The sequence below is a fragment of the Ruegeria sp. H7 genome (genome assembly GCF_056532945.1).
Genome location: NZ_JBQFNZ010000002.1, coordinates 66,866 through 88,695, shown reverse-complemented (window position 1 = coordinate 88,695; position 21,830 = coordinate 66,866). Strand labels below are relative to the sequence as shown.

Sequence of the window (21,830 nt, the reverse complement as noted above, 5' to 3'; positions counted from 1 at the left end):
CGTAGGAGAGAGAGTTGGACAGCACCTTCACCGATCTGAACGGCCAGACATTTTTTGTCCGAACATGGGGCGACAAGGCTAATCCTCCGTTGCTGATGCTGCACGGGTTTCCGGAATATGGCGGTGCGTGGGTCGATCTCGCCCCGTATCTTTCACAGCACTTCCTCTGCGTCGCACCGGATCAGCGCGGATACGGACAAAGCTGGGCGCCAGAAGGCGTTCGGCACTATGCGCTTTCAAAGCTGGTCGGGGACATGGCGACGCTGATCGAACAACTGGGGGCACCGCTTGCCGTTCTTGGGCACGACTGGGGTGCATCGGTGGCCTACGGGTTGGCGATGTTCCGGCCTGATCTTGTCAGCCATCTGATCATCGCCAACGGTGTGCATCCGGTTCCGTTTCAGCGGGCCATGGCGGCGGGAGGCGCGCAATCCGAGGCCTCGCAATACATCAACCTACTGCGCGCGTCCGATGCCGTGCAAAAGCTGGCCGATAACCGCTTTGCCAGGCTAGAGCGGTTCTTCCGCCACGGTATGGGCCTTGACTGGCTGTCTGATGACCGGATGGAGGACTACCGGGCCGAGTGGGCGCGCCCCGGACGGCTGGAGGCGATGTTGAACTGGTACCGCGCCTCACCCCTGGTCGTGGCCAAACCGGGTGAACCGCTGACCCACCTGCCTGAATTGCCGCTGGACCGGCTTCATATCACCTGCCCCCATCTTCTGCTGTGGGGCCCAGAGGACAAGGCCCTGTTGCCCGAAACAACAGAAGGGTTAGAGGACTTTGCGCCAGACCTGACGCGGATCGCGATTCCGGGAACCGATCATTGGCTGCACCACCAGAACCCCAAAGCCGTGGCTGAGGCAATTCTGGGCTGGCTCGGACATCCCTCATAAACCTTACCGATGCCCCCAATCGTCAGGATTGTCCGAATTGTTGGGCGACAGGCCCAGCACATCGCCCTTGGTCGAGCAGCCCAGCCCCAGAACCGTGCGGTTCGCGTAAGAGAAATAGGCGCAGACCTGATTGATCTCGAGGATTTCGCCATCGTCCCACCCGGCCTCCCGCAGGGCAATCACATCCGCCTCGACCATTTCCGCCGGAGCTTCGGTCAACTTTCGCGCATACCCCATCGCCGCAATCTGCGCCCTGTTCAGCGGCGCATCATCGGGACGACGCTGCTCAATCGCTGCTCGGATCTTATCGCCACGTGCCGGGTCCTTCAGCAGCCTTTGCAAGCCGTTGAAATGATGCTCGACACAATAGCTGCATTGATTGAGCGAACTGACCCAAACACCAAGCGTCTCAAGAAACCACTTCGGCACCGTGTTGCCCGAATGATGCAGCACGTTTTTGTAGATCGCCATATGGCCTTCCATCGAATGTGGCCGCAGCGAATGCGCCATCATGATGTTGTCCACATTGTTGCCGGGCCCCGTGACCCGCTCATAAAGGGTTCGTAGCTTCCCCGTAGCTTCGGCAAAGGGAATTGTTCTGATCCAGCTCATACGCGGCCTGCCCGTTTTGGAGAGTTTCAGGCAACATATAAACAACAGAACCCATGCCCGAGAAGAGCGTGTATCGCCTGAATATCCCTGCCAGCCCCCGGTAATCACTAAACACGACTGAAATGTGTTTTTTCACACCCATGTCGTGTATTGTAGAATTCTATTTGTTGAAAAAGTTGTACCGCGCGAGTTGGCAGAATGAAATTTGTCACGATTCTAGAAATAGATAACGACCCGCTTGGCTTTACGGATGTCACCGTCCTGAATTCCTTTCAGGTCGCCGTTATTGACGATGACGATACGCTGGAAGACCCTGATGCCGATGGCAGTCAGCAGTTGGATGTATCCAGCGTTCCGGGGTTCATCGGTGATTCAGCAAACTTTCAGACCTTTGAAACCTATAGCGGAGACATTGGCGGATCGCCGGTCACATTCACGCTGATTCAGTTTTCCGACCCCCAATATATCATTGTCACATCAGGCAATGTGGATGTTGGCGACACGATCGAAAACACCAACAATTCGATCATCACCGCCCCGCCGGTGGATTATGACACCCTGCCCTCTTTCGTCTGCTTCACTGCCGGGTCGCTGATCCTGACCCCGTCTGGAGACAAGCGGATCGAGACCCTGCGCCCGGGCGACCCCGTAATCGTTGCGGATGGCAGCAGCCGCCCTGTCCGGTGGATCGGACGGCGGCACCTTTCGGTGCGCGACCTGAGAAGACAACCGAAATTCTGCCCCATTCGCATCAGAGCCAACAGTTTTTCGCACGGCTGCCCGGCGCGCGACCTGCTGGTTTCGCCGCAACACCGGATCGTTGTGTCGTCTTACAATACGCAGCTGTTTTTCGGCGACGACCTGATGCTGGCCCCGGCCAAGGGTCTTGTAACCGGCGACGCGATCTCTCAACTGCCGCCGGACCGGGACGTGGATTATGTTCATATCCTGTTCGACCAGCACGAACTTGTCCGTGTCGAAGGCGTCTGGTCCGAGACATTCTTTCCCGGCGACACAAGCCTTGACGCCATGACACGTGCCACCCGGCAAGAGCTTCTGGACCTGTTTCCCGAGCTCATGACGCCCAATGGTCCATTCAGCGAAACCGCCCTACCTGTCCTGAAACCGCATGAGGCGCGTTTGCTGCGATCTGATCTAACCTCTCCTGCCGGAACTGTCTTTCCGCTTTAGCGTTTGAAAGGGACGGCACACCGTCAATCCAAGTTCGACGGTGATCGCAAGCAATTTGTCCACAACACCTCGTGGCCCTCTTCCCCCGAACCACATCCCCTGCCATAATGGGGGAAACTCAAAAGCAAGAGCAGCCCATATGCCCGACGATCTGTTGACGCCTGACGCGACCACTACCTATGACGCCTCGTCCATCGAGGTGCTGGAAGGTCTGGAACCGGTGCGCAAACGCCCCGGCATGTATATCGGCGGCACGGATGAACGCGCTTTGCACCATATGGTGGCCGAGATCCTCGACAACTCGATGGACGAAGCGGTTGCAGGCCACGCCAACCGGATCGAGGTTGAGCTGCACGCAGATTACGCCCTGACCGTGCGCGACAACGGGCGTGGCATCCCGATCGATCCGCACCCCAAGTTCCCCGACAAGTCGGCGCTTGAGGTGATCCTGTGCACCCTGCACGCGGGCGGCAAGTTCTCGGGCAAGGCCTATCAGACCTCGGGCGGTCTGCATGGCGTGGGGGCGTCGGTGGTGAACGCTTTGTCGGATTCGATGGTCGTGCAGGTGGCGCGCGACAAGACGCTGTTCGAACAACGGTTCTCGCGCGGGGTCCCTCTGGGCCCGGTGGAAAAGATCGGCGCGGCCCCCAACCGGCGCGGCACCACCGTGACCTTCCACGCAGATGCCGACATCTTCGGCCACCACCGGTTCAAACCGGCGCGGCTGTTCAAATCCATCCGCTCCAAGGCCTATCTGTTCTCGGGTGTGGAAATCCGCTGGAAATCCGCCATCGACGACGGGGAAACCCCGACCGAGGCCAGCTTCCACTTCCCCGGCGGCCTGTCCGACTACCTCAAGGAGACGATGAACGGCTCGTCCACCTATGCCGAGCAGCCTTTCGCGGGCACGGTGGACTTCAACGAGAAATTCGGAACCCCCGGCAAGGTCGAATGGGCGATCAACTGGACGCCCTCGCGCGATGGGTTCATCCAGTCCTACTGTAACACCGTCCCCACGCCCGAAGGCGGCACCCATGTGGCCGGGTTCTGGGCTGCGATCCTGAAGGGGATCAAGGCGTATGGAGAGCTGATCAACAACAAGAAAGCCGCACAGATCACCCGCGATGACCTGATCACCGGCGGCTGTGCGCTGGTGTCGTGCTTCATCCGCGAGCCCGAGTTCGTGGGTCAGACCAAAGACCGTCTGGCCACGGTCGAGGCGCAACGGCTGGTCGAAAACTCGGTCCGCGACCATTTCGATAACTGGCTGGCGGCTGACACGAAATCCGCCGGCGCCATTCTCGACTTCCTGATACTGAGAGCCGAAGAACGTCTACGCCGACGGGCCGAGAAGGAAACACAACGCAAGTCCGCCACTAAGAAACTTCGTCTTCCCGGCAAGCTGGTGGACTGTTCTAGTTCAACACGCGACGGCACGGAATTATTCATTGTCGAGGGCGACTCGGCGGGCGGGTCCGCCAAAATGGGCCGCGACCGCAAAACACAGGCCCTTCTGCCCCTGCGCGGTAAAATCCTGAACGTGCTGGGTGCGGCCAGTTCGAAACTTGGTACGAACGCCGAGATCAACGACCTGACCCAAGCGCTGGGTGTGGGGCTTGGCACCAAGTTCAACGTCGACGACCTGCGCTATGACAAGGTCATCATCATGACCGACGCGGATGTGGACGGGGCGCACATCGCCTCGCTGCTGATGACTTTCTTCTTCACCCAGATGCGCCCCATGATCGACGCGGGCCATTTGTATCTGGCCTGCCCGCCTTTGTACCGCCTGACGCAGGGCGCCAAACGCGTCTATTGTCTGGACGAGGCCGAGCGTGACGAGTGGCTTGAGAAAGGTCTGGGCGGCAAGGGCAAGATCGACGTCTCGCGCTTCAAGGGTCTTGGCGAAATGGACGCCAAGGACCTGAAAGAGACCACAATGGACCCGGCATCCCGCAAACTGATCCGCGTCACGATTGATGAGGATGAACCCGGCGAAACCGGCGACCTGGTCGAGCGCCTGATGGGCAAGAAGCCCGAACTGCGGTTCCAATATATTCAGGAGAATGCGCGGTTTGTGGAGGAGTTGGATGTTTAATACTTAAAAAGCACTTTTCAGGAGGCGTAATTGTACCTTATGTACGCTGACAAAGCGGACCAAGATGGTCAACGAGAGTTTCTCGTTTACGCTTCCGTTTTCTTTCCCGCAAAAAACCTTCTTAACATTTCTAACAGAGTATCCCAGCTTCGTGGCAAACACGGCTTCCGCAATGGGGATAGTTTGAAGTTCTCAACCGGCACCAAGCCCGACGATGTAAGCCGGGAACAACACACGGCGATTAAGGCAGAAATCCTACGCCTTGCCGTCAAAAACGATTGCAAAGCCTGCTGTTATGTCATTCCCCATGCTATTGCGAAAGGAAAGCCGCACGAGGACCGACTAAAATTTGCTGTGAACACACTACTCATCAAGTTTGACCAATTTCTTAAGGAAAGTGGTAGCATCCCTGGTTCTGCGCACTTCGACCACACTGAAGACTACAATCAGAATAAGTTTCTGAGAGAAATCTCAGAGTTGGGTGTTCAAAGTGAAGCCGGCACACGAAAGAAGTTAGATCGCGTAATTGCAGTTGGAACTACGCAAAACGGCATGTCCCACCTAAACTCTGTCACCGACATAGTAGTAGGATCTTTTCGTTGGGTGATTAATGAACCGGAGAAAGACAAAGTAGGTGCTAAGCTACTTGCGCAACTATCTGGATTGCTTTGGGGGAAGACGAACGACAAAGGTGTCCTAAACGTGCGCGAACGCGGGCTTGTAGTGCGCCCCAAAACGATTAAGTCGCAAAAATACAAAGCTGATATTGATGCCTTCCTAGCGAGACTAAACAAATACCAGCAAGCGTAGGATGGGTGCTTGCACCCATCACTTGGCAAATCTACCGTTCAATGATGGGTGTAAACACCCATCCTACAATCGCCGCGCCTTTTGATCGCGGGCTGGTTGGGCGCGTGCTTGGTTCAAAGCATCAAGCATTGGACGGGCAGCGCAGCACATCTCCACAACGCGTAGGCCGGGCTTCAGCCCGGCACACCGCAACCCCCTTGCCTAACCCGTTGATCCCCTTCACACTTACCCTCAACCCGTCATCCAAGAACGACATTTGAGGCTCCGGGCGTCCAAGACCCAATTTGACCACGAACAGATTTTCGAACGGGAGGACGACATGAAAACACTAACCCTCGGGCTGGCCTTTGGCCTGCTGGCCTCGGCAGCCGCCGCGCAGCAGATGCTCAGCACCGCTTCTCCGATCCCGGATGGGGCCGAGACCCGGTTTTGCTATTACGAAGGCATGGCCTATTCGATGGACTCGTTCATCGTCATCAGCGGCGACAATACCGTTACGCCCACCGTCAACACGCGTGAGGAACGGTTGCTGCGTTGCGTCCCAAGCGAGGCCGGGCCGATGCATTGGAAGCCGCAAAGCACGTTTCAGGTCAGCAAGTAATGCCTGTTAAACGGCCAGTCCGATCAGGGCTACTCCGCCCGCCATCAGGACGGCTGCGCCGAGGCGGCGGATCCAGTTGCCCTCGTGCAGGAAGATGAACCCGATCAGGGCGGCGAAGATGACAGAGGTTTCGCGCAGGGCCGAGACCGCGCCCAGCGGGGCAAAGTTCTTGGCGTAAAGCACCAGACCATAGGCCGTCATAGAGACCAGCCCGCCAAGGATGCCGATCATCCAGACCTTGGCGGGCAGTGCCGCCAGCGTGTCCCGCTTTCGCACTCCCACGAACCCCGCGATGAACAGGTGCAGGAACGCGCCCCAGGCCCAGTAGCTGAGCGTATTGCCTGACAGCCGCACACCGATCCCGTCGACCACCGAATAGATCGAGATACAGAATCCGGTGCCCAGCGCAAAGCCCAGCGCGCTGCGCCCGACGCCGGATCGCAGGGCGCTCCAACTGCTGAGTTGGATGCCCAGCGCGATCAGGGCGATCCCGGCCCAGGCTTGCAGGGGCAGAACCTCGCCCACCAGCAGCATGGCCCAAAGCGAGACCAGCGCGGGCACGATACCCCGTGCGATCGGGTAGACGACGCTCAGATCGCCGTGCTGATAGGCTTTGCCCAGCATGAAGTAATAGCCGAAATGCACGACGGTCGAGAGGGCGATGTAGATGAAGCTCTCGGCGCTCGGCAGCGGCAGCAGCAGGATCATCACCGAGGCCGGAATGACGTGCCCAAACGCCACAAGGCCCAACGTCGTGGTACGGTCAGCGGCGGTTTTGACGATGGCGTTCCAAACCGCGTGCAGCAAAGCCGCCGTGAGAATGATGAGGATGACAAACAGTGTCACGCTTGTGCCTTCCGCGCTGAGTATTGGCCCTGATTGGGTCAATCGCGGAGTTTGCACAGCGTTTGGGCGATCTCAATACGGGATGTGTGGCCTAACCCAGCTTTTCCTGCAGCCAATTGGCGATTTGTGCGGCTGGACGCTCCCACCCCGGCTCCATAAACAGGAAATGCGCGTGGTTTTCGACCGGCAGGAAAGTCGCGCGGTCTCCATACAGTTTCGCCAGCGCCCGGCAGGTGTTGGGGTTCACAGCCCGATCCTCGGTGCCGGAAACGATCAGTACCGGGCAGTCGACCTTGTCGATATCGACCTTCATGGCGTGGTGGTCATCGAACATCCAAAAGAACATCTCGAACATCACCCGCCCGCTTTCGGGGCCGAGTTGGTCGAACACCGCGTGCTGCTGAGCCTCGGGCATCTTGTTGAGCGCGAAGGGGGCCATCAGGTCGAACTCGACCCGCATGGGCTGTTTCCAAAACGCCCCGCCCTCCATCAATGCGCGCGGGACGGCGCGTTCGTCGTCGGTTTCGGGCAGCGTGCCCCAGGCGGCGTTTGGGTTGATCAGGACAATCGCACTGGCCAAGCCGCGCGCGGCCACCTGCTGCGCCACGACGCCCGCGATCGCGTGGCCCATAAGGACGGGTTTGCTGTCCAATCCCTGAACGAACTCGGCAATGTCACCGGCATAGTCCGTGACACTGGTATCGGTCAGACCCGGGTCCGGTTCAGCCTTCGGGTCACCGCCGTGATAGCGCAGCGCCGGGGTGTGGACGGTCCAGCCGCGATCACGGAAAAAACCTGCGTAATCTTCCATACACCATGGGCCCGCAAACGCGCCGTGGATCAGAACGATGTCTTTGGTCATGAAAATCTCCCACCTCAGCGCGTCCAGTATGAGCATCCTGTAAAACGAAACAACTGCGCGTGATCGCTGTTGCGTGAGGGGGCGGACCACTTAAACTCAGCCCCATGACATTTGTGACCGAAAACCAGTTGCCACTGCTCATCCTGTTCTTTCTGATCGGATCGGTCGGAACAGGCTTTCTGTTCCGCAAGCCAGCAGGGCACCGGGCTTGGAAACTGGCTGATCTGGTCTGGGTCGTATTGGGCGGCATCGGGGCTTTGGTGGCGGTTCTGGCGGGGCTTTACACGGCCGACAGCTCTCGGCTGGACCGACAGATTGATGTGGCATTTGCGGCCTCATCAGCCTTTGACCGCGACGCTGCGCGGTTCCGGTTGCGGTTCTGCGATCCGGCCTATGACCCGGATACAGGCGTTCTGTGCGAGAAGGTCGAGTTTCTGTCGGCCTCAACCGCCAGCAACGCAGATCTGCCCCTGTTCATCGAAGTCACGAACGAGGTCGCCCCGCTGCAAGGGCTGCATTTCCTGTTCGGCCGGGACGACAAGGACGAGATGGAGCAGATGGCCGCCAAGGCCGATGCGTTCGATATCGACCAGTTTCTGGTCTTCACCTCGATGGATGACGAAACACAAACCGCCATCGACAACATGCGCCGCAAGGTGCCCGCGATTGCCGGAGACTATCTGATCCTGGCCCAAAGCTATGACGACCTGATCCAGCAGGTCAGCAAGCTGAAAGACGAATGGGAATATCTGCAGGCCAACGCGCATATTCTGGTCTTGCAGATCGTCGCCTTGTGTCTGGTCAGTTTCGCAGCACCTTTCCGATTGGGGAAATCCATTGTCGAGCTGCGGACAACCCTTATCGCCGATACGACTGAGCCAGCTGTTCCGGATCGGCCCCAAGAAGATACCGTGTCAGAGTCCACAGATTCCGAGCACCCCGCCGCAGCCAGCCCGCCCGCTCATAGCGTTCCGCACTAGTAACGGCCCGCGGGTCAAGCAACGTGATCCGCGGCAAGGCACGGGCAAGGGCGACATCCTCCATCAACTGCTGATCTTTGTATTCCCCCGCGCGGATATAAAGATCGCGCGGGACAAGCAGACCCTGATCGCCATAGGGCAAACTGAACAGACGGCTGCGCAGATTGGCCCAACCGGCGACCCATCGCGGAGCGATCCCCTTGGCCCGAAACGCCAGCCGAAACGCCGCCGGGGTTTTGGACGCCAAATGATCTGCCACGGGTTTTGCCCATCCCGGTTCCAACACAGTATCGGCATGCAAAACCAACACCCAGTCACCTTTTGTCAGCGCGCATCCTTGCCTGAGCTGCCCCCCGCGCGAGGCGGGTCCTTCGACAACCTCGGCCCCGGCTTCCTCGGCTATGTTCAAGGTCTGGTCGGTTGATCCGCCATCGCTGATGATCAGTTCGCGGATCAGACCGGCGTGCAGCCCCTCCATCAGAGCCTGAAGGCAGGCGGGCAACGCGGTTTCAGCGTTCAGCGTGGGGATCACGATGCTGATCGGGGCGGGCACGGCGGATAACCTCTGGTCTTGGCAGCGGAACTTCCTATATCACGAGGCCAAGGCAAATGACGAGGACCCTGCCATGCCCAATCGCCGCATCCTGCGCCTGACCGGCTCGGACACCGAGAGCTTTTTGCAGGACCTCATCACCAACGATATCGGCGGATTGGACACGGGGCTGATTTATGCGGCGCTGCTGACGCCTCAGGGCAAATATCTGGCTGACTTCTTCCTGAAGCGTGACGGCGATGCTGTGCTGCTGGACGTGGCCGAGGACATGGCGGATGGGCTGGCCAAGCGACTGGGCATGTACAAGCTGCGGGCGGATGTGACAATCGAACCGTCTGGCCTGAACCTGCAACGCGGTACCGGGCCTGCACCGGACGGCGCCCTGCCCGATCCGCGCCATGCCGATATGGGCTGGCGCGCATACTCTGACATTCCCGAAGGCGATGACGGTACCGATTGGGACGCGATCCGCGTGCGCCACTGCATCCCCGAAAGCGGGGTGGAACTGACACCGGACAGCTACATTCTGGAATCCGGGTTCGAGGGTCTGAACGGCGTGGATTTCAAAAAGGGCTGTTATGTCGGTCAGGAAGTCACCGCCCGCATGAAGCACAAAACCGAACTGCGCAAAGGGCTGCGCCGCGTCCTGATCACCGGCGATGCGTCCGCCGGGACCGAGATCACTGCCAATGGCAAACCGGTGGGCATCCTGTTCACGCGATCCGGCGACCACGCCATTGCCTATCTGCGCTTTGACCGCGCAACCGGGCCGATGCAAGCTGCAGACGCTATTGTCACTCTAGCGGATTGATCCGACGCTGTTGCCGATCCGTTACGCTTGGGTTGCTATGCACACCCTGCCGGTTTGACGTAGTCCTCCCCACTGTCACAGTACGGGCAACGGAACCACCCGGATGCCCGCATGCTACAGCTTTACCTTGCGATTTGGCGCGCCAGTGCCGGTCGGCAGATCATCTTGATCGTGCTGTCCTTGGCCGTTGCGGCGCTGGCCGCCGTACCCCTTGAGTTTCAGCGCGACATCATCAACCACCTGACCTCGGACGATGTAGGAACCGAGCGCTTGATCCTGCTGGGTCTGGGCATGATGGGTGTCATCCTGCTGAGCCTCGGGCTGAAATGGGTTCTGGGCTACCGCGCGGGCACTCTGGGCGAAGACCTCATTCGCATGATCCGGCAACGGCTGCTTTGGCGCTCGACCGATTTGAACGAATCCGGTGAAACGGTCCGCAAGGGCGCGATGAGCACGGCCATCTCTGCCGAGGCTGAAGAGTTGGGAAAATTCGCAGGTGGCGCGTTCTCGGACCCTGTGGTGCAGATCGGCACATTGATCAGCGTGATCGGCTATATCTCGTCCACCCAGCCGGGGCTTGGGATGATTGCGTTTTCGATGATCGTGCCGCAGATCATCATTGTCCTCCTGTCCCAGCGCAAAGTGAACGTCTTCGTCGCCCGGCGCGTACAAATTCTGCGCAGTGCCACCGACAGCCTGACGGTCGAAGACCTTGAGGCCGTCGAAAAAGACATCGATGCGATGTTCGACGATATCTACGAAACCCGGCGGAGGATGTTCCTATGGAAACTGTCCGCCAAGTTCCTGCTGAGCGTCATCAACGGCGCGGGCACGGTCGGGGTTTTGATGCTGGGCGGCTGGCTGGTCCTGCAAGGCAGAACCGATGTGGGCACCGTGGTTGCCGCCGTCAGCGGGCTGGGACGCATCCAGGGGCCGACGGCCTTTCTGATCGCCTTCTACCGGCAGGTCAGCGCCAACCGCATCAAATACGAACTGATGCTAGAGCTTTTCGGCCCGGATCCGACCCGCTATCGGAAGATGCACAGAAAATAAAAGTCCGCGCGGGCGGGTGCCTGCGCGGTCTTTTCGATCCGGTAACGCAGCGTTACGCGCGTTCGGAATATTCCATGGATTCGGTGTTCACGATGATCATCTCATCCTGCCCGATGAAGGGCGGCACCATGACCTTGACGCCATTGTCCAGAATCGCCGGTTTGAACGAGTTCGCAGCCGTCTGACCTTTGACCACTGGCTCGGTCTCGACGATCTTGCAGGTCACTTTCTGGGGCAGCGTCGCGTTCAGCGCCTCGCTTTCGTAGAATTCGACCACGATGGTCATGCCGTCCTGCAGAAACGGGCGGCGTTCGCCCAGCAGGTCAGCGGGCAGTTCGATCTGCTCATAGGTCTCGGCATCCATGAACACCAGCATCCCGTCGGACTCATAAAGGAACTGCTGATCCTTCTGTTCCAGGCGCACACGTTCGACCTTGTCCGCCGAGCGGAACCGTTCGTTCAGCTTCGATCCGTTGCGCAGGTTGCGCAGCTCGACCTGGGCAAAAGCGCCGCCTTTACCGGGCTTTACGTGATCCACTTTGACAGCCGCCCACAGCCCGTCGTTATGCTCAAGCACGTTGCCGGGGCGAATTTCGTTCCCATTTATCTTGGGCATGACATAAATCCTTCACAAACGGTTGATGCGTCAGTTGCGGTCCCTATATCTGGCAGGACCAACCCTGACAAGACAACGAGACCTAGTGCTGCACTTGCAGCAAGCCATGCACATGACGCAACGCAACTATGCATTTTAGGTGTATCCGAATCGCACCTAATAGGTCATAAGGACCGTCACGCCGAAAATGCAAGAGCAAGAACAACAAGGAAGACGAGATGAGAGATTTCGTTGACGGCACTGCCTTTAACAACGAGCAAGGCAATCGTGCACGCAAACTTTTCGCGGCCGTTGTGTTGGCTGCACTTGATGACGCTATCGCCGATGACAAGAAATACGGCAATGGCCCCGAACAGATCGCCCGCTGGGCACGCTCGCGCGATGGGCGCGAGGTGCTGTCCTGCGCCGGTATCGACCCGAATGAACGGGTTGTCAGCGGACTGATGGAGTTCGTTGGCCGTGGCGTGCGGACCTCGGTCGCGCTGTCGCGTGAAGAAAGTGAGCGTCGCAATGCCGCTCAGCAAGCCGAAGCCGCCTAGACACCGGGCGACTTCCCTTTGAAAAAGCGCGCTCCGCCAACAGGGGCGCGCTTTTCTGTTGCGGGGTCAGAAAAACAGCAGCCACTGGCGCAGCACCCAGACCTCGGCCATCAGCAGCAGGGCAAAGAACAGCTTTGCCGTGATGGACAGGTCGCGCTGCCATAAGGCGACATAGGCCAACAGGCAGATCATGGCGGATACAGGGGCCACCCACAGCGCATGATGGGCACTGTCCCAATAGCTGACCGGGCTGTGAAAGACCCAATCGCTGATCGGCCAGAACTGAGGCCGCCCGTCGCCCGCGTGCAGGAAAAAGTCCATCACCAGATGCAGCAGTCCCGCGGAAGCGGCCACCGTCAGAAACGACCAGCCCCGCCACAACCCCAACGCCAAAGCCAACCCCCACAGAATGAATGAGTTGTCGATGGCAAAGACCGTTTGCCAAGCGGGCGAGAAGTAAAGTTCGTCAAACACCACCTGTGGCGGGATGCCCAGGATATACAGCGACGTCCCCGCCATCAGATACAGGGACAGATCCGGCAGCAGTGATCCCAACACCGCCGCCCAAAGGATGCGCCCCCGTGCGGGCCGCGCAAAGGCGGCAGCACCGATCAAAAGATGCGCTGGCGTGTTCATCCGGGGCTTTCCCTTTGGCCTCAAATCAGGTCATCTGCGCGACAAGGTATAGGAGACGACCATGGTTCGCGCCATCATGATTCAGGGCACCGGCAGCAATGTCGGAAAATCGGTATTGGTGGCCGGGTTGGCGCGCGCTTATACGCGACGCGGGCTGCGGGTGGCCCCGTTCAAACCTCAGAACATGTCCAACAACGCCGCCGTGACCGAAAACGGAGGCGAGATCGGGCGCGCTCAGGCCCTGCAGGCGTGGGCTGCGAACCGTCCGACGCATACGGATATGAACCCGATCCTGCTGAAACCTGAAACCGACACCGGTGCCCAGATCATCGTTCAGGGCCAGCGCGCAGGCACGATGAAGGCCGGGGATTACCGCAAGGACAAATCCAAACTGCTGGGGGCCGCGCTGGAAAGCTTCGACAGGCTGTGCAGCGACGCCGATCTGGTGCTGATCGAAGGCGCGGGCAGCCCGGCGGAAACCAACCTGCGCAAAGGCGACATTGCCAATATGGGCTTTGCCTGCGCTGCCGGTGTGCCGGTGGTGCTAGTCGGTGACATTCACCGGGGCGGCGTGATTGCGCAGATCGTTGGTACTCAGGCCGTGCTGGACCCCGGCGATCTTGAGATGATCAAGGGCTTTGCCGTGAACCGGTTCAAGGGCGACGTGTCGCTGTTTGATGAGGGCCGCGACGATATAGCCGCGCGCACGGGCTGGCCCTGTCTGGGCGTGGTGCCGTGGTTCCACGATGCGTGGAAGCTGCCCGCCGAGGATATGATGGACATCCGTTCACACACCGGCGGGGCGTGCAAGGTCGTTGTACCTCAGCTTGAGCGCATGGCCAATTTCGACGATCTGGACCCGCTTTCCGCCGAACCCGGTGTGAGCGTCGAGGTCATCCCCGCAGGCCGCCCCCTGCCCGGCGATGCCGACCTTGTGCTGCTGCCGGGCAGCAAATCCACCATTGGCGATCTGACCTATTTCCGGGCGCAAGGCTGGGATATTGACCTTCTCGCCCATGTACGCCGCGGCGGGCATGTTCTGGGCTTGTGCGGCGGCTATCAGATGTTGGGCAAAACGATTTCGGACCCCGACGGGGTGGACGGTCGGCCGGGCAAGGTTGAAGGGCTGGGCCTGCTGGATGTGGACACTGTCATGGCCGGTAAAAAGCATGTCACGCTGACCGAAGCCTGCGCCCTGCCCAACCGCGAACCGGTCAGCGGGTATGAGATTCATATGGGCGAAACGGAAGGCCCGGATTGTACGCGGGCCTGGCTAGAGGTTGAGGGCCGCCCCGAAGGCGCAGCCAGCGCCAATGGGCGCATTCTGGGCAGCTATCTGCACGGCATATTTTCGTCCGACGCGTTTCGGGCGCAGTTTCTGGCAAAACTGGGTGTGAAATCGGAAACCGTCTATGAGGATGGTGTCGAGCAAACGCTGGATGATCTGGCCGATCACCTAGAGCAGAACATGAACCTTGATTTACTGCTGGACCTTGCGCAGCCGCCGCAGCGGGGCTGAGCGGCTATTCCAGCTCCTGCGCTGCCAGCGCCCGGTGAATCTCGCGCCGGACCATCTTGCGCACATTGCGGGTGATCCGCTCGCCCAGCACGCCCTGAAGCTCTTGCCGGACAACTTCGGCAATCATGTCACGCAGCGCGTCTTCGTCGATGGCCACGTCGCGCGCGGGCACAGCGTCTTCGGCCACAGGCATGACTTCGGGCGAACGAATGAAGGTGGCTGGTTGCGGTTCTTCCTGCTCGGGCTCGACCGCTGCAGCCGCGTCCTCAACGTCTGTTGCCTGCTCTACAGGCACATCCTCTGGCTCGGGCTCTTCGAACCCTGAATCCGTAGTCCAGGCGAGGCCCTGAGTCGGTGTCCCCGAATAGGCATCGTCACTGTCGCCATCGGGTTCCCACTGATCCTCGGTCCGGGCGATCGCAGCCTCCAGCGCTTCGATCTTCGCGCTCAGGCTGGTTGCGGGGTCTTCGGTGGCCTCAGGCTCTGGCGTGGCCTCTTCCTGACGCGGAGTGTCACTGTTGGCCGCCGCATCGGCCTTCACGATGTCACAGGCGCGCAGCAGCATTGGTTTCGCCGATTCCTCGGCGCTGTATTTCGGTTCCAGCTTTAGCGGGGGCTGTTCAACCTGAGCGGGTTTTGAGATTCGCAACGCCTCGGTCAGCACCAGACGCCCGGGCTTGCGCGCGCCCGAGGACGGGGCTTTGCGCCCCTCTTCGCTGACCAGACGTTTGACCGAAGACAAAACGTCTTCGATCCCGGCTTTTACGACATTGTCCGTCATTTTGCTCTACCGCTCTTTCCTCAGGCCCGAGTGTAGCCAATCCTGTCAGAGCGAACAACAGATAGTATTGCCCGTCAGTCCCGACGCAACGCTTTGAGGACGCGATCCAGGTCTTTGCTCTGTTTGCTGACCTGTGCAGGGGCTTTCTTGACCAGATTATAATACAGCGTCGGGTCATAGATCTGCACCGCCAGACCCAGACGTTCCGCCGTCAACAGGCCCTGAGCCTGCAACAGCTGATACGCAGCGCGCGAACGCTCGGTGCGCGAGGCGACCTCGTTCAGCTGCGCATCCAGCAAATCCTGCTGCGCGTTCAGAACGTCCAGCGTGGTCCGTGCGCCCAGCGTCGCCTCTTCGCGAATCCCGTCAAAGGCGACCTGCGAGGCGCGCACCTGCTCGGTCGACGCGCGCAGGCTGGCCGAAGCGGCCTGAAAGTTTGCATAGGCTTCGGACACGCCCTGCGTGATGTCCTTTTGCACATTCAACAGGTTTGCGCGCGACGCATCGCGGGTCGCCATCGCCCGACGCACCGATGCCGCCAGACGTCCGCCGGCATAGATCGGCTGGTTGAAGTTCAGCGAGACACTCGCATTTTCGGTGTCATCGTCATTGTCATAGCTTTCCGTAATGCCCGCATCGGCATTCAGCGTGACGTTCGGCCCCAGATTCGCCCGCTGCTGCTGGACCTGCAAATCAAGCGCACGCACTTCGTGCTGGGCCGCAAGAATGGCCGGATGGTTGCGGCGCGCGAACGAGATCGCCTCGGACTCGGACCGGGGCAGTGACGGAAGGCTGGGCTGACCAGCGGTCGCCCCCGGTAGTTTGCCGACGGCATTTACATATTCCGCCTGCGCCGTGCTCAGGTTACCGCGTGCAACCGCCAGATCGGCCTGCGAACTGGCCAGCTGTGCCTCGGACAAGGCGACATCCGTGCGGGTAACTTCACCCACTTCGAAACGGTCCCGCGAGGCCCGAAGTTCCTCGGCCGACACGTCGACGTCATTCACCTGAATCTGCACCGTTTCTTCCTGCAGAACGACGTTGAGATAAGCGTTTGCTGCGCGGAACAGAATGGCCTGCTCGACATCGATCAGGCTTTGGCGCGTGGACAACACGATTTCCTGTGCGGATTGCTTGCCGAGAATCGAGAACCCGCCATCATAGATCAACTGGGCCAGCGTGAGGCCGGTAAAGAATGTCGAAGGCTCGTTCCGGACCACTATACCGCTGGTCGTTGTCCGCGTGTAATCCTGCGAAACGCGCACGGTCCAGTTGATGATCGGACGCAGCGCGGACACCGCAATGGCAACATCTTCATCAGCAGCACGCAACAGCGCGCGGTTTTGTTCAAGAAGACCGCTGGTGTTATACGCCCCGATAAAGGCATCGGTCAGGTTGTCCGCCCATGCCAGGCGTACAGGCATAACGCTAAGGGCAAGACCAGCGGTCACCGCCAAGGCCCTGACCAGCTTACCAGTTGCCATTCCACGCATCACCAAATCCTCTCAAATCAAAATTACACTGCCCTGCGGGAAGTTTGCGTTGCCGTTTTCAACTAATCAAGGTGGCAGAAAAAACCACCGCCCGACTATAGCGAAAATGCACACTCGACTGAAAAACTGTCCAGTGTCGGCGCACTGGCGTTAAACGCGTCGCGCCAACTGACCCGGTCACCAGCCTTGCGCCCGATCCGAACGACGCCCAGACCATCCTGCACAAACAGACAGGCGATGCGCCCGTTGTCTTTCAACTGGTCCAGCAAAGCGTCCGGCACCTGCTGCACGCCGCCCTGTATCATGATCACGTCATATGGCCCGTGTTCCTCGGCCCCTTGCTCCAGCGGGCCGACATGCACCACGGCATTGTCAGCATCCGCCTCGGTCAGGGCATCCTGCGCTTCTGCGGCCAGCGCTTCATCGCTTTCAACAGCGACCACCAGTTCGGCCATGCGCGCGGCAACGGCGGTGGAATATCCCAGCCCAGGCGCGATATCCAGAACCGCCTCATCTTTGCAAATATTCACAGCGTCCAGCATCTTGGCCAGAGTCCGAGGCTCCAGCATGCTGCGCCCGTCCCCCAGATCGATTATGCCTTCCACATAGGCGGCCTCGCGCTGCGCATCCGGCACGAAATTTTCACGCGGGACGGTCAGCATAGCATCGATAATCGGGAATTTCGTGACATCAGAGGGCCGAATCTGCGTATCGACCATAGTGCGGCGTCGGGTTGCGAAATCTGTCATGTGATCTCTCGTTTGAATTCCCACGTTTTTTTGGCTTTTGCCACATCCCGCAGCAACCGGCAACGGCCCTGTTGCCACAGCCCGGACCGTGCGACAGGTTTGTGATCCGGCCCAGATCAGCATTTCCCGCCTCAGGCACCAAAATTACACGCAATCCTCTGGACGCCCCATAAGAAAGCTGCTAAAACGCCTGTCACACCACGGCAAGTATTTGATTTTACTTAAAAAGGCGAGTTGGCGGAGTGGTGACGCAGCGGATTGCAAATCCGTGTACACCGGTTCGATTCCGGTACTCGCCTCCACTTCCTCTTCAATGTTTTGCATCACTTTCGCGCCACTTTGGGCGCTTTGTCTCGACGGCCTGACATACAGACTTCTCCATAAAACTACACCGCGTGACATCAGGAACCGCCTCGCATAGCCTGGCACCATGAGTGGTGCGGAATGGTCAGATCAAGAAAACAACGCCATCGTAGAAGACTATTTTTCCATGCTTCGTGATGAGTTGGCGGGAAAGCGATACAACAAGGCGGCCCACAATCGGGCCATGCAGGAGTCAATTGGTCGATCCAAAGGCTCAATCGAGTTCAAACACCAAAACATCTCAGCGGTCCTTAAGGGGCTGGGTGAGACCTGGATCAATGGCTACAAACCCGCCTTCAACTTTCAGATGTCTTTGGTAGATGCCGTTGCCCGGCACCTCCATCGACACGGTGGATGGATTGCCAGAAATACTCCTCCTCCAATAGGTGCATCGGAACCTCCCGGACCTGTTTGGATCGGCACCCCACCAACCATGCAAAACACGCCGCCTCCGGATGAATTGGAACAAATGCAGGCCGTAGCACGGAAATTCGATGTGGCAGGGCGGGATGAGGAAAACAAATCTCTGGGTAAGGCCGGGGAGGAGCGCGTTCTGCATCATGAGCGCGCAATTTTGAAAGGTGCAGGCCGGCAAGACCTAGCCAAGAAGGTGCGGTGGGTCAGTCAGGAAGATGGCGATGGCGCCGGGTATGACATTTCAAGCTTCACGCCTGAGGGGAACATCCGCCTGATCGAGGTAAAGACGACCAATGGCTGGGAGCGCACACCCTTTCACATCTCCCGGAACGAATTGGCGGTTGCTGAGCAAAACCGCGGCCACTGGATCCTTTTCAGGCTGTGGAATTTCTCACGGGAACCGAGGGCGTTCGAACTGCGCCCACCTTTGGATGCTCATGTCGCGCTAAGCGCCATGAGCTTCCAGGCGAACTTTCACTAGCCCCCGGTTAGCTGGCGCATTCACGCCGAATTCCCCGTTGGTGCGCGCCAGAATCCACCCACCAACGCCCGGTTCAAACGTCAGGATTCGCGCCCCACCGGGACAACCTCATACCCTGGTTCTTCCGGTTCATCGTCCTGCATTTCAGGTGGAAAGCCGGGCGCGCGGATGTCGAGGCCGGTGGCGTCTTCCAGGCGTTTGATGATGTTGGGCGACAGTTCGCGTTCGCCGTAGCGTGCGATGCCGTCCTCGAAAATCTTGATCATGATCGGGTTGATCTCAAGCGGGACACCCGCGCGGTCGGCGACGTCCTGAAACAGGCCGATATCCTTTTTGACAAGGTCCATGGTAAAGGAAATATCGCGCGAACCGTTCAGGATGACCTGGCTTTCGGTCTCATGCACAAACGACGTACCGGACGAGATTTTGATCGCCTCATAGGTTGTGTTCAGGTCCATCCCGGCGGCTTTGGCGGTCACCAGCGCTTCGGCGCAGGTGATCAGGTTAGCGGTTGCCAGATAGTTGGTCAGAACTTTCAGAACCGAGGCCGAGCCAAGATCGCCCGTATGCAACACCCGACGGCCCATCGTTGTCAGGAAAGGAAGGATTCGCTCAAAGGTATCCCGGTCGCAGCCCGCGAAGATCGAGATATTGCCGGTTGCCGCCCGGTGGCATCCGCCGGAAACCGGGCAATCAACCGCCGCCCCGCCCCGCTCGATGACCATGGCACCCAGCCGCTTGGCCTCGGCCTCGTCGGTGGTGGACATCTCCATCCAGATTTTGCCGGGGCCGACCTCGGGCAACATCTCTTGCATCACCGCGTCCGAGGCGGCAGGCGATGGCAGGCAGGTGATCACCGCGTCGCAATCGCGCATCAGCTGGGCCGGGCTTTCGGCGGCCTGTGCGCCCATTTCGACGAATTCTGCCACCAGGTCTGCATTCAGGTCATGGACCGTCAGGTCGATCCCGTTGCGCAGCAACGAGCCCGAGAGTTTTCCGCCCACATTTCCAAGTCCGATGAACCCAACTTTCATTATTCGCGTCTCCCTGCGTGTTTTCCGGTATGCGACCATGTCGCGGGCACGGCGTCATGCCGCCCAGCGACGCTGGCAGGTCGCTTTTCATCCTAGCCACGCGATGGTGGTCGCATCGCGCTTGACAACCTGCCCGCACGTGCCGCATGTCCCTGTCGTTGGTGTCGGCGACAGCCGATGAAAAGGGAATGCGTCAGCGGGTATCCGTCAAACGCAGCCGCCCCCGCGACCGTGACCGGAGAGGGTGCCCAATGCCACTGGCTGCAAAGCCGGGAAGGCGGGACATCCGACAGAGGAGCCAGACGAACCGGGCCTCTGACATCCGCAAGCCGGGAGACCTGCCAGCACCCGAAGTTGAAACCGGGCGGGGTGTTCCGGTGTCGGGTCCATGTGCATCGCGTGGCCCGCATGAAACCCCGTCCCCCGCGAAGAGGATTTGGGGGGATGAGAGACATGACCGAGACTGCGCCGGTCGAGCTGCTGGTCTGCACCACGTGCCGCCGTGGTCTGCCCATCGAGGATGACGATCAACGCCCCGGCACATTGCTGCACAAAGCGCTGGAACAGGCGGACCTGCCCGAGGGCGTCACGCTGAAAGCCGTCGAATGCCTGTCGAACTGCGATCAGGGCTGTTCCATCGTGCTGCGCGGCGGGCCGGATCGCTGGACCTTTGTCTATGAGAACCTCAATGAGGCCGATCACGTTGACGTCATCGTCGATGGTGCGACCAAGTATCTGGCCACCGAGGACGGCCTGGTCAAATGGCGCGAGCGCCCCGAACATTTCCGCAAGAACTGCGCCTCGCGCATTCCCCCGATTGGAGCCCTGAAATGAGCAACCTCGAAAAACTCCCCGTCACTGTGATCACCGGCTTTCTGGGTTCGGGCAAAACGACGCTGGTCAAGCATCTGATGCAGAACCCACAAGGCAAGCGGCTGGCCGTGGTGGTCAACGAATTTGGCGATGTGGGCGTTGATGGCGACATCCTGAAATCCTGCGCGATCCCGGATTGCCCGGCGGAAAACATCATGGAACTGGCCAATGGCTGCATCTGCTGCACCGTGGCCGATGACTTCATCCCCACCATTGAGGCGCTGATGGCGCTGGAACCGCGCCCGGATCACATCCTGATCGAAACCTCGGGCCTCGCCCTGCCAAAACCGCTGCTAAAGGCGTTCGACTGGCCCGATATCCGGTCGAAAATCACCGTGGACGGCGTGATCGCTCTGGCCGATGCCGAGGCTGTGGCCGCCGGTCGCTTCGCGCCGAATGTCGAGGCGGTGGACGCCCAGCGTCTGGCCGATGACTCGATCGACCACGAAACGCCCCTGTCGGAGGTGTTCGAGGATCAGATCTCCTGCGCCGACATCATCCTGCTGACCAAACCCGATCTGGCCGGTCCCGAAGGTGTGGCGAAAGCCAAAGAGGTCATCGCCGCCGAAGCCCCCCGCCCCCTGCCCGTGGTCGAAGTGGCCGAAGGCGCGGTGGACGTGCGCGTCGTGCTGGGCCTTGAGGCCGCCGCCGAGGATGACATGGACGCGCGCCCGTCACATCACGACGGCCACCACGACCACGAGCATGACGATTTCGAAAGCATCATCGTCGAGCTGCCGGAACAGACCGACCCGGCGGAACTGGTCGCCAAGATCGAACGTCTGGCGAATGAGCTGAACATCCTGCGCGTCAAGGGCTATGCCGCCGTTCAGGGCAAACCCATGCGTCTGCTGGTGCAGGCCGTTGGTGCCCGCGTGCGTCACCAGTATGACCGCCCGTGGGAGCCCGGCGAGGACCGTCGCTCACGTCTGGTCGTGATTGCCGAGCATGACGACATCAAAGAGGCCGCGATCCGCGATATCCTCGTGGGTGTGACCGAGGCTGCCGAGTAAACC

At 59.7% G+C, this 21,830-nt stretch carries 22 protein-coding genes, 1 tRNA gene, 1 pseudogene and 1 riboswitch; of the genes and pseudogenes, 14 read left to right on the top strand and 10 right to left on the bottom strand.

What is annotated here, in order from left to right; genetic code table 11:
• The first annotated feature begins 14 nt into the window (after window positions 1-14).
• Window positions 15-896, top strand: coding sequence for an alpha/beta fold hydrolase (locus ACR0AC_RS05420; protein ID WP_480708376.1), 882 nt, complete (start codon window positions 15-17; stop codon window positions 894-896).
• A gap of 3 nt (window positions 897-899) precedes the next feature.
• Here the strand turns inward: ACR0AC_RS05420 and ACR0AC_RS05415 are convergent, their stop codons facing one another.
• Window positions 900-1,508, bottom strand: coding sequence for a peroxidase-related enzyme (locus ACR0AC_RS05415; protein ID WP_170449600.1), 609 nt, complete (start codon window positions 1,506-1,508; stop codon window positions 900-902).
• A gap of 198 nt (window positions 1,509-1,706) precedes the next feature.
• Here ACR0AC_RS05415 and ACR0AC_RS05410 point away from each other — a divergent pair, with 198 nt between their 5' ends.
• The 4 genes from ACR0AC_RS05410 to ACR0AC_RS05395 all read left to right on the top strand — a co-directional run bounded on the left by ACR0AC_RS05410 (window position 1,707) and on the right by ACR0AC_RS05395 (window position 6,208).
• Window positions 1,707-2,699 (top strand): Hint domain-containing protein, encoded by a 993-nt coding sequence (locus ACR0AC_RS05410; protein WP_480872293.1) that lies wholly within the window; start codon window positions 1,707-1,709, stop codon window positions 2,697-2,699.
• Between the two features lie 139 nt (window positions 2,700-2,838).
• Entirely contained in the window at window positions 2,839-4,797 is a 1,959-nt protein-coding gene (parE, locus tag ACR0AC_RS05405; protein WP_480872291.1) for a DNA topoisomerase IV subunit B, read from the top strand.
• A 30-nt stretch (window positions 4,798-4,827) separates the two neighbouring features.
• Window positions 4,828-5,607, top strand: a complete 780-nt coding sequence (locus ACR0AC_RS05400; protein WP_480872289.1) for a hypothetical protein — start codon at window positions 4,828-4,830, stop codon at window positions 5,605-5,607.
• Between the two features lie 319 nt (window positions 5,608-5,926).
• The gene (locus ACR0AC_RS05395; RefSeq protein ID WP_170519658.1) at window positions 5,927-6,208 is read left to right on the top strand and encodes a hypothetical protein; all 282 of its coding nucleotides are present in this window, start codon (window positions 5,927-5,929) and stop codon (window positions 6,206-6,208) included.
• Between the two features lie 6 nt (window positions 6,209-6,214).
• Here ACR0AC_RS05395 and ACR0AC_RS05390 read toward each other — a convergent pair whose 3' ends face one another.
• Both ACR0AC_RS05390 and ACR0AC_RS05385 read right to left on the bottom strand, forming a co-directional pair.
• A complete protein-coding gene (locus ACR0AC_RS05390) occupies window positions 6,215-7,054 on the bottom strand; it encodes a DMT family transporter (protein WP_170449587.1) in 840 nt (279 codons plus the stop codon).
• Window positions 7,055-7,145: 91 nt separating this feature from the next.
• Entirely contained in the window at window positions 7,146-7,916 is a 771-nt protein-coding gene (locus tag ACR0AC_RS05385) for an alpha/beta hydrolase (RefSeq protein ID WP_480872287.1), read from the bottom strand.
• Between the two features lie 104 nt (window positions 7,917-8,020).
• Here ACR0AC_RS05385 and ACR0AC_RS05380 point away from each other — a divergent pair.
• Window positions 8,021-8,767 (top strand): annotated as a pseudogene (locus tag ACR0AC_RS05380) (hypothetical protein); the annotation flags it as partial.
• Between the two features lie 7 nt (window positions 8,768-8,774).
• On the opposite strand, the gene ACR0AC_RS05375 reads toward ACR0AC_RS05380, so the two are convergent.
• Window positions 8,775-9,449 carry a TIGR04283 family arsenosugar biosynthesis glycosyltransferase gene (locus ACR0AC_RS05375; protein ID WP_480872285.1) on the bottom strand — a complete coding sequence of 225 codons (675 nt, stop codon included), beginning with the start codon at window positions 9,447-9,449 and terminating at the stop codon, window positions 8,775-8,777.
• A gap of 73 nt (window positions 9,450-9,522) precedes the next feature.
• Here ACR0AC_RS05375 and ygfZ point away from each other — a divergent pair, with 73 nt between their 5' ends.
• A complete protein-coding gene (ygfZ, locus tag ACR0AC_RS05370; protein ID WP_480872839.1) occupies window positions 9,523-10,260 on the top strand; it encodes a CAF17-like 4Fe-4S cluster assembly/insertion protein YgfZ in 738 nt (245 codons plus the stop codon).
• A gap of 111 nt (window positions 10,261-10,371) precedes the next feature.
• Window positions 10,372-11,313, top strand: a complete 942-nt coding sequence (locus tag ACR0AC_RS05365; RefSeq protein ID WP_170449579.1) for an ABC transporter transmembrane domain-containing protein — start codon at window positions 10,372-10,374, stop codon at window positions 11,311-11,313.
• A gap of 52 nt (window positions 11,314-11,365) precedes the next feature.
• On the opposite strand, the gene efp is transcribed toward ACR0AC_RS05365, so the two are convergent.
• Window positions 11,366-11,929 (bottom strand): elongation factor P, encoded by a 564-nt coding sequence (efp, locus tag ACR0AC_RS05360; protein WP_170449576.1) that lies wholly within the window; start codon window positions 11,927-11,929, stop codon window positions 11,366-11,368.
• 218 nt (window positions 11,930-12,147) lie between these two features.
• Between efp and ACR0AC_RS05355 the strand changes: the two genes are divergently transcribed.
• The gene (locus tag ACR0AC_RS05355) at window positions 12,148-12,468 is read left to right on the top strand and encodes a DUF6280 family protein (protein WP_037310273.1); all 321 of its coding nucleotides are present in this window, start codon (window positions 12,148-12,150) and stop codon (window positions 12,466-12,468) included.
• Window positions 12,469-12,534: 66 nt separating this feature from the next.
• On the opposite strand, the gene ACR0AC_RS05350 is transcribed toward ACR0AC_RS05355, so the two are convergent.
• On the bottom strand, window positions 12,535-13,104 hold the full coding sequence (locus ACR0AC_RS05350) for a cobalamin biosynthesis protein CobQ (RefSeq protein WP_480872283.1): 570 nt from the start codon (window positions 13,102-13,104) through the stop codon (window positions 12,535-12,537).
• 61 nt (window positions 13,105-13,165) lie between these two features.
• Here ACR0AC_RS05350 and ACR0AC_RS05345 point away from each other — a divergent pair, with 61 nt between their 5' ends.
• The gene (locus ACR0AC_RS05345; RefSeq protein WP_170449570.1) at window positions 13,166-14,623 is read left to right on the top strand and encodes a cobyric acid synthase; all 1,458 of its coding nucleotides are present in this window, start codon (window positions 13,166-13,168) and stop codon (window positions 14,621-14,623) included.
• Window positions 14,624-14,627: 4 nt separating this feature from the next.
• On the opposite strand, the gene ACR0AC_RS05340 is transcribed toward ACR0AC_RS05345, so the two are convergent.
• The 3 genes from ACR0AC_RS05340 to ACR0AC_RS05330 form a co-directional block, all read right to left on the bottom strand.
• Window positions 14,628-15,404 (bottom strand): ribonuclease E domain-containing protein, encoded by a 777-nt coding sequence (locus tag ACR0AC_RS05340; protein ID WP_170449567.1) that lies wholly within the window; start codon window positions 15,402-15,404, stop codon window positions 14,628-14,630.
• Window positions 15,405-15,478: 74 nt separating this feature from the next.
• Window positions 15,479-16,897, bottom strand: a complete 1,419-nt coding sequence (locus ACR0AC_RS05335; protein ID WP_480872280.1) for a TolC family outer membrane protein — start codon at window positions 16,895-16,897, stop codon at window positions 15,479-15,481.
• Between the two features lie 95 nt (window positions 16,898-16,992).
• Window positions 16,993-17,646 carry a protein-L-isoaspartate O-methyltransferase family protein gene (locus ACR0AC_RS05330; protein ID WP_170735224.1) on the bottom strand — a complete coding sequence of 218 codons (654 nt, stop codon included), beginning with the start codon at window positions 17,644-17,646 and terminating at the stop codon, window positions 16,993-16,995.
• 228 nt (window positions 17,647-17,874) lie between these two features.
• On the opposite strand from ACR0AC_RS05330, the gene ACR0AC_RS05325 reads away from it, so the two are divergent.
• Window positions 17,875-17,948: transfer RNA gene (locus ACR0AC_RS05325), tRNA-Cys, on the top strand.
• A 128-nt stretch (window positions 17,949-18,076) separates the two neighbouring features.
• Window positions 18,077-18,907 (top strand): protein NO VEIN domain-containing protein, encoded by an 831-nt coding sequence (locus ACR0AC_RS05320; RefSeq protein WP_480872278.1) that lies wholly within the window; start codon window positions 18,077-18,079, stop codon window positions 18,905-18,907.
• An 80-nt stretch (window positions 18,908-18,987) separates the two neighbouring features.
• On the opposite strand, the gene ACR0AC_RS05315 is transcribed toward ACR0AC_RS05320, so the two are convergent.
• The gene (locus tag ACR0AC_RS05315; RefSeq protein ID WP_480872276.1) at window positions 18,988-19,980 is read right to left on the bottom strand and encodes an NAD(P)-dependent oxidoreductase; all 993 of its coding nucleotides are present in this window, start codon (window positions 19,978-19,980) and stop codon (window positions 18,988-18,990) included.
• Window positions 19,981-20,083: 103 nt separating this feature from the next.
• Window positions 20,084-20,301: riboswitch (cobalamin riboswitch) on the top strand.
• 93 nt (window positions 20,302-20,394) lie between these two features.
• On the opposite strand from ACR0AC_RS05315, the gene ACR0AC_RS05310 reads away from it, so the two are divergent.
• A complete protein-coding gene (locus ACR0AC_RS05310; protein ID WP_170449433.1) occupies window positions 20,395-20,775 on the top strand; it encodes a DUF1636 domain-containing protein in 381 nt (126 codons plus the stop codon).
• Window positions 20,772-21,827, top strand: a complete 1,056-nt coding sequence (gene cobW, locus ACR0AC_RS05305) for a cobalamin biosynthesis protein CobW (RefSeq protein ID WP_170449431.1) — start codon at window positions 20,772-20,774, stop codon at window positions 21,825-21,827. Before ACR0AC_RS05310 ends, cobW begins: the two co-directional genes overlap by 4 nt.
• Window positions 21,828-21,830 lie beyond the last annotated feature (3 nt).

Coding starts and splice junctions, on each gene's coding strand:
- cobW (WP_170449431.1), top strand. CDS start 20,772: ATGAGCAACCTCGAAAAACTCCCCGTCACTGTGATCACCGGCTTTCTG.
- parE (WP_480872291.1), top strand. CDS start 2,839: ATGCCCGACGATCTGTTGACGCCTGACGCGACCACTACCTATGACGCC.
- ACR0AC_RS05365 (WP_170449579.1), top strand. CDS start 10,372: ATGCTACAGCTTTACCTTGCGATTTGGCGCGCCAGTGCCGGTCGGCAG.
- ACR0AC_RS05350 (WP_480872283.1), bottom strand. CDS start 13,104: ATGAACACGCCAGCGCATCTTTTGATCGGTGCTGCCGCCTTTGCGCGG.
- ACR0AC_RS05335 (WP_480872280.1), bottom strand. CDS start 16,897: ATGCGTGGAATGGCAACTGGTAAGCTGGTCAGGGCCTTGGCGGTGACC.
- ACR0AC_RS05315 (WP_480872276.1), bottom strand. CDS start 19,980: ATGGTCGCATACCGGAAAACACGCAGGGAGACGCGAATAATGAAAGTT.
- ACR0AC_RS05385 (WP_480872287.1), bottom strand. CDS start 7,916: ATGACCAAAGACATCGTTCTGATCCACGGCGCGTTTGCGGGCCCATGG.
- ACR0AC_RS05345 (WP_170449570.1), top strand. CDS start 13,166: ATGGTTCGCGCCATCATGATTCAGGGCACCGGCAGCAATGTCGGAAAA.
- ACR0AC_RS05355 (WP_037310273.1), top strand. CDS start 12,148: ATGAGAGATTTCGTTGACGGCACTGCCTTTAACAACGAGCAAGGCAAT.
- ACR0AC_RS05395 (WP_170519658.1), top strand. CDS start 5,927: ATGAAAACACTAACCCTCGGGCTGGCCTTTGGCCTGCTGGCCTCGGCA.
- efp (WP_170449576.1), bottom strand. CDS start 11,929: ATGCCCAAGATAAATGGGAACGAAATTCGCCCCGGCAACGTGCTTGAG.
- ACR0AC_RS05410 (WP_480872293.1), top strand. CDS start 1,707: ATGAAATTTGTCACGATTCTAGAAATAGATAACGACCCGCTTGGCTTT.
- ACR0AC_RS05310 (WP_170449433.1), top strand. CDS start 20,395: ATGACCGAGACTGCGCCGGTCGAGCTGCTGGTCTGCACCACGTGCCGC.
- ACR0AC_RS05340 (WP_170449567.1), bottom strand. CDS start 15,404: ATGACGGACAATGTCGTAAAAGCCGGGATCGAAGACGTTTTGTCTTCG.
- ACR0AC_RS05415 (WP_170449600.1), bottom strand. CDS start 1,508: ATGAGCTGGATCAGAACAATTCCCTTTGCCGAAGCTACGGGGAAGCTA.
- ACR0AC_RS05320 (WP_480872278.1), top strand. CDS start 18,077: ATGAGTGGTGCGGAATGGTCAGATCAAGAAAACAACGCCATCGTAGAA.
- ygfZ (WP_480872839.1), top strand. CDS start 9,523: ATGCCCAATCGCCGCATCCTGCGCCTGACCGGCTCGGACACCGAGAGC.
- ACR0AC_RS05330 (WP_170735224.1), bottom strand. CDS start 17,646: ATGACAGATTTCGCAACCCGACGCCGCACTATGGTCGATACGCAGATT.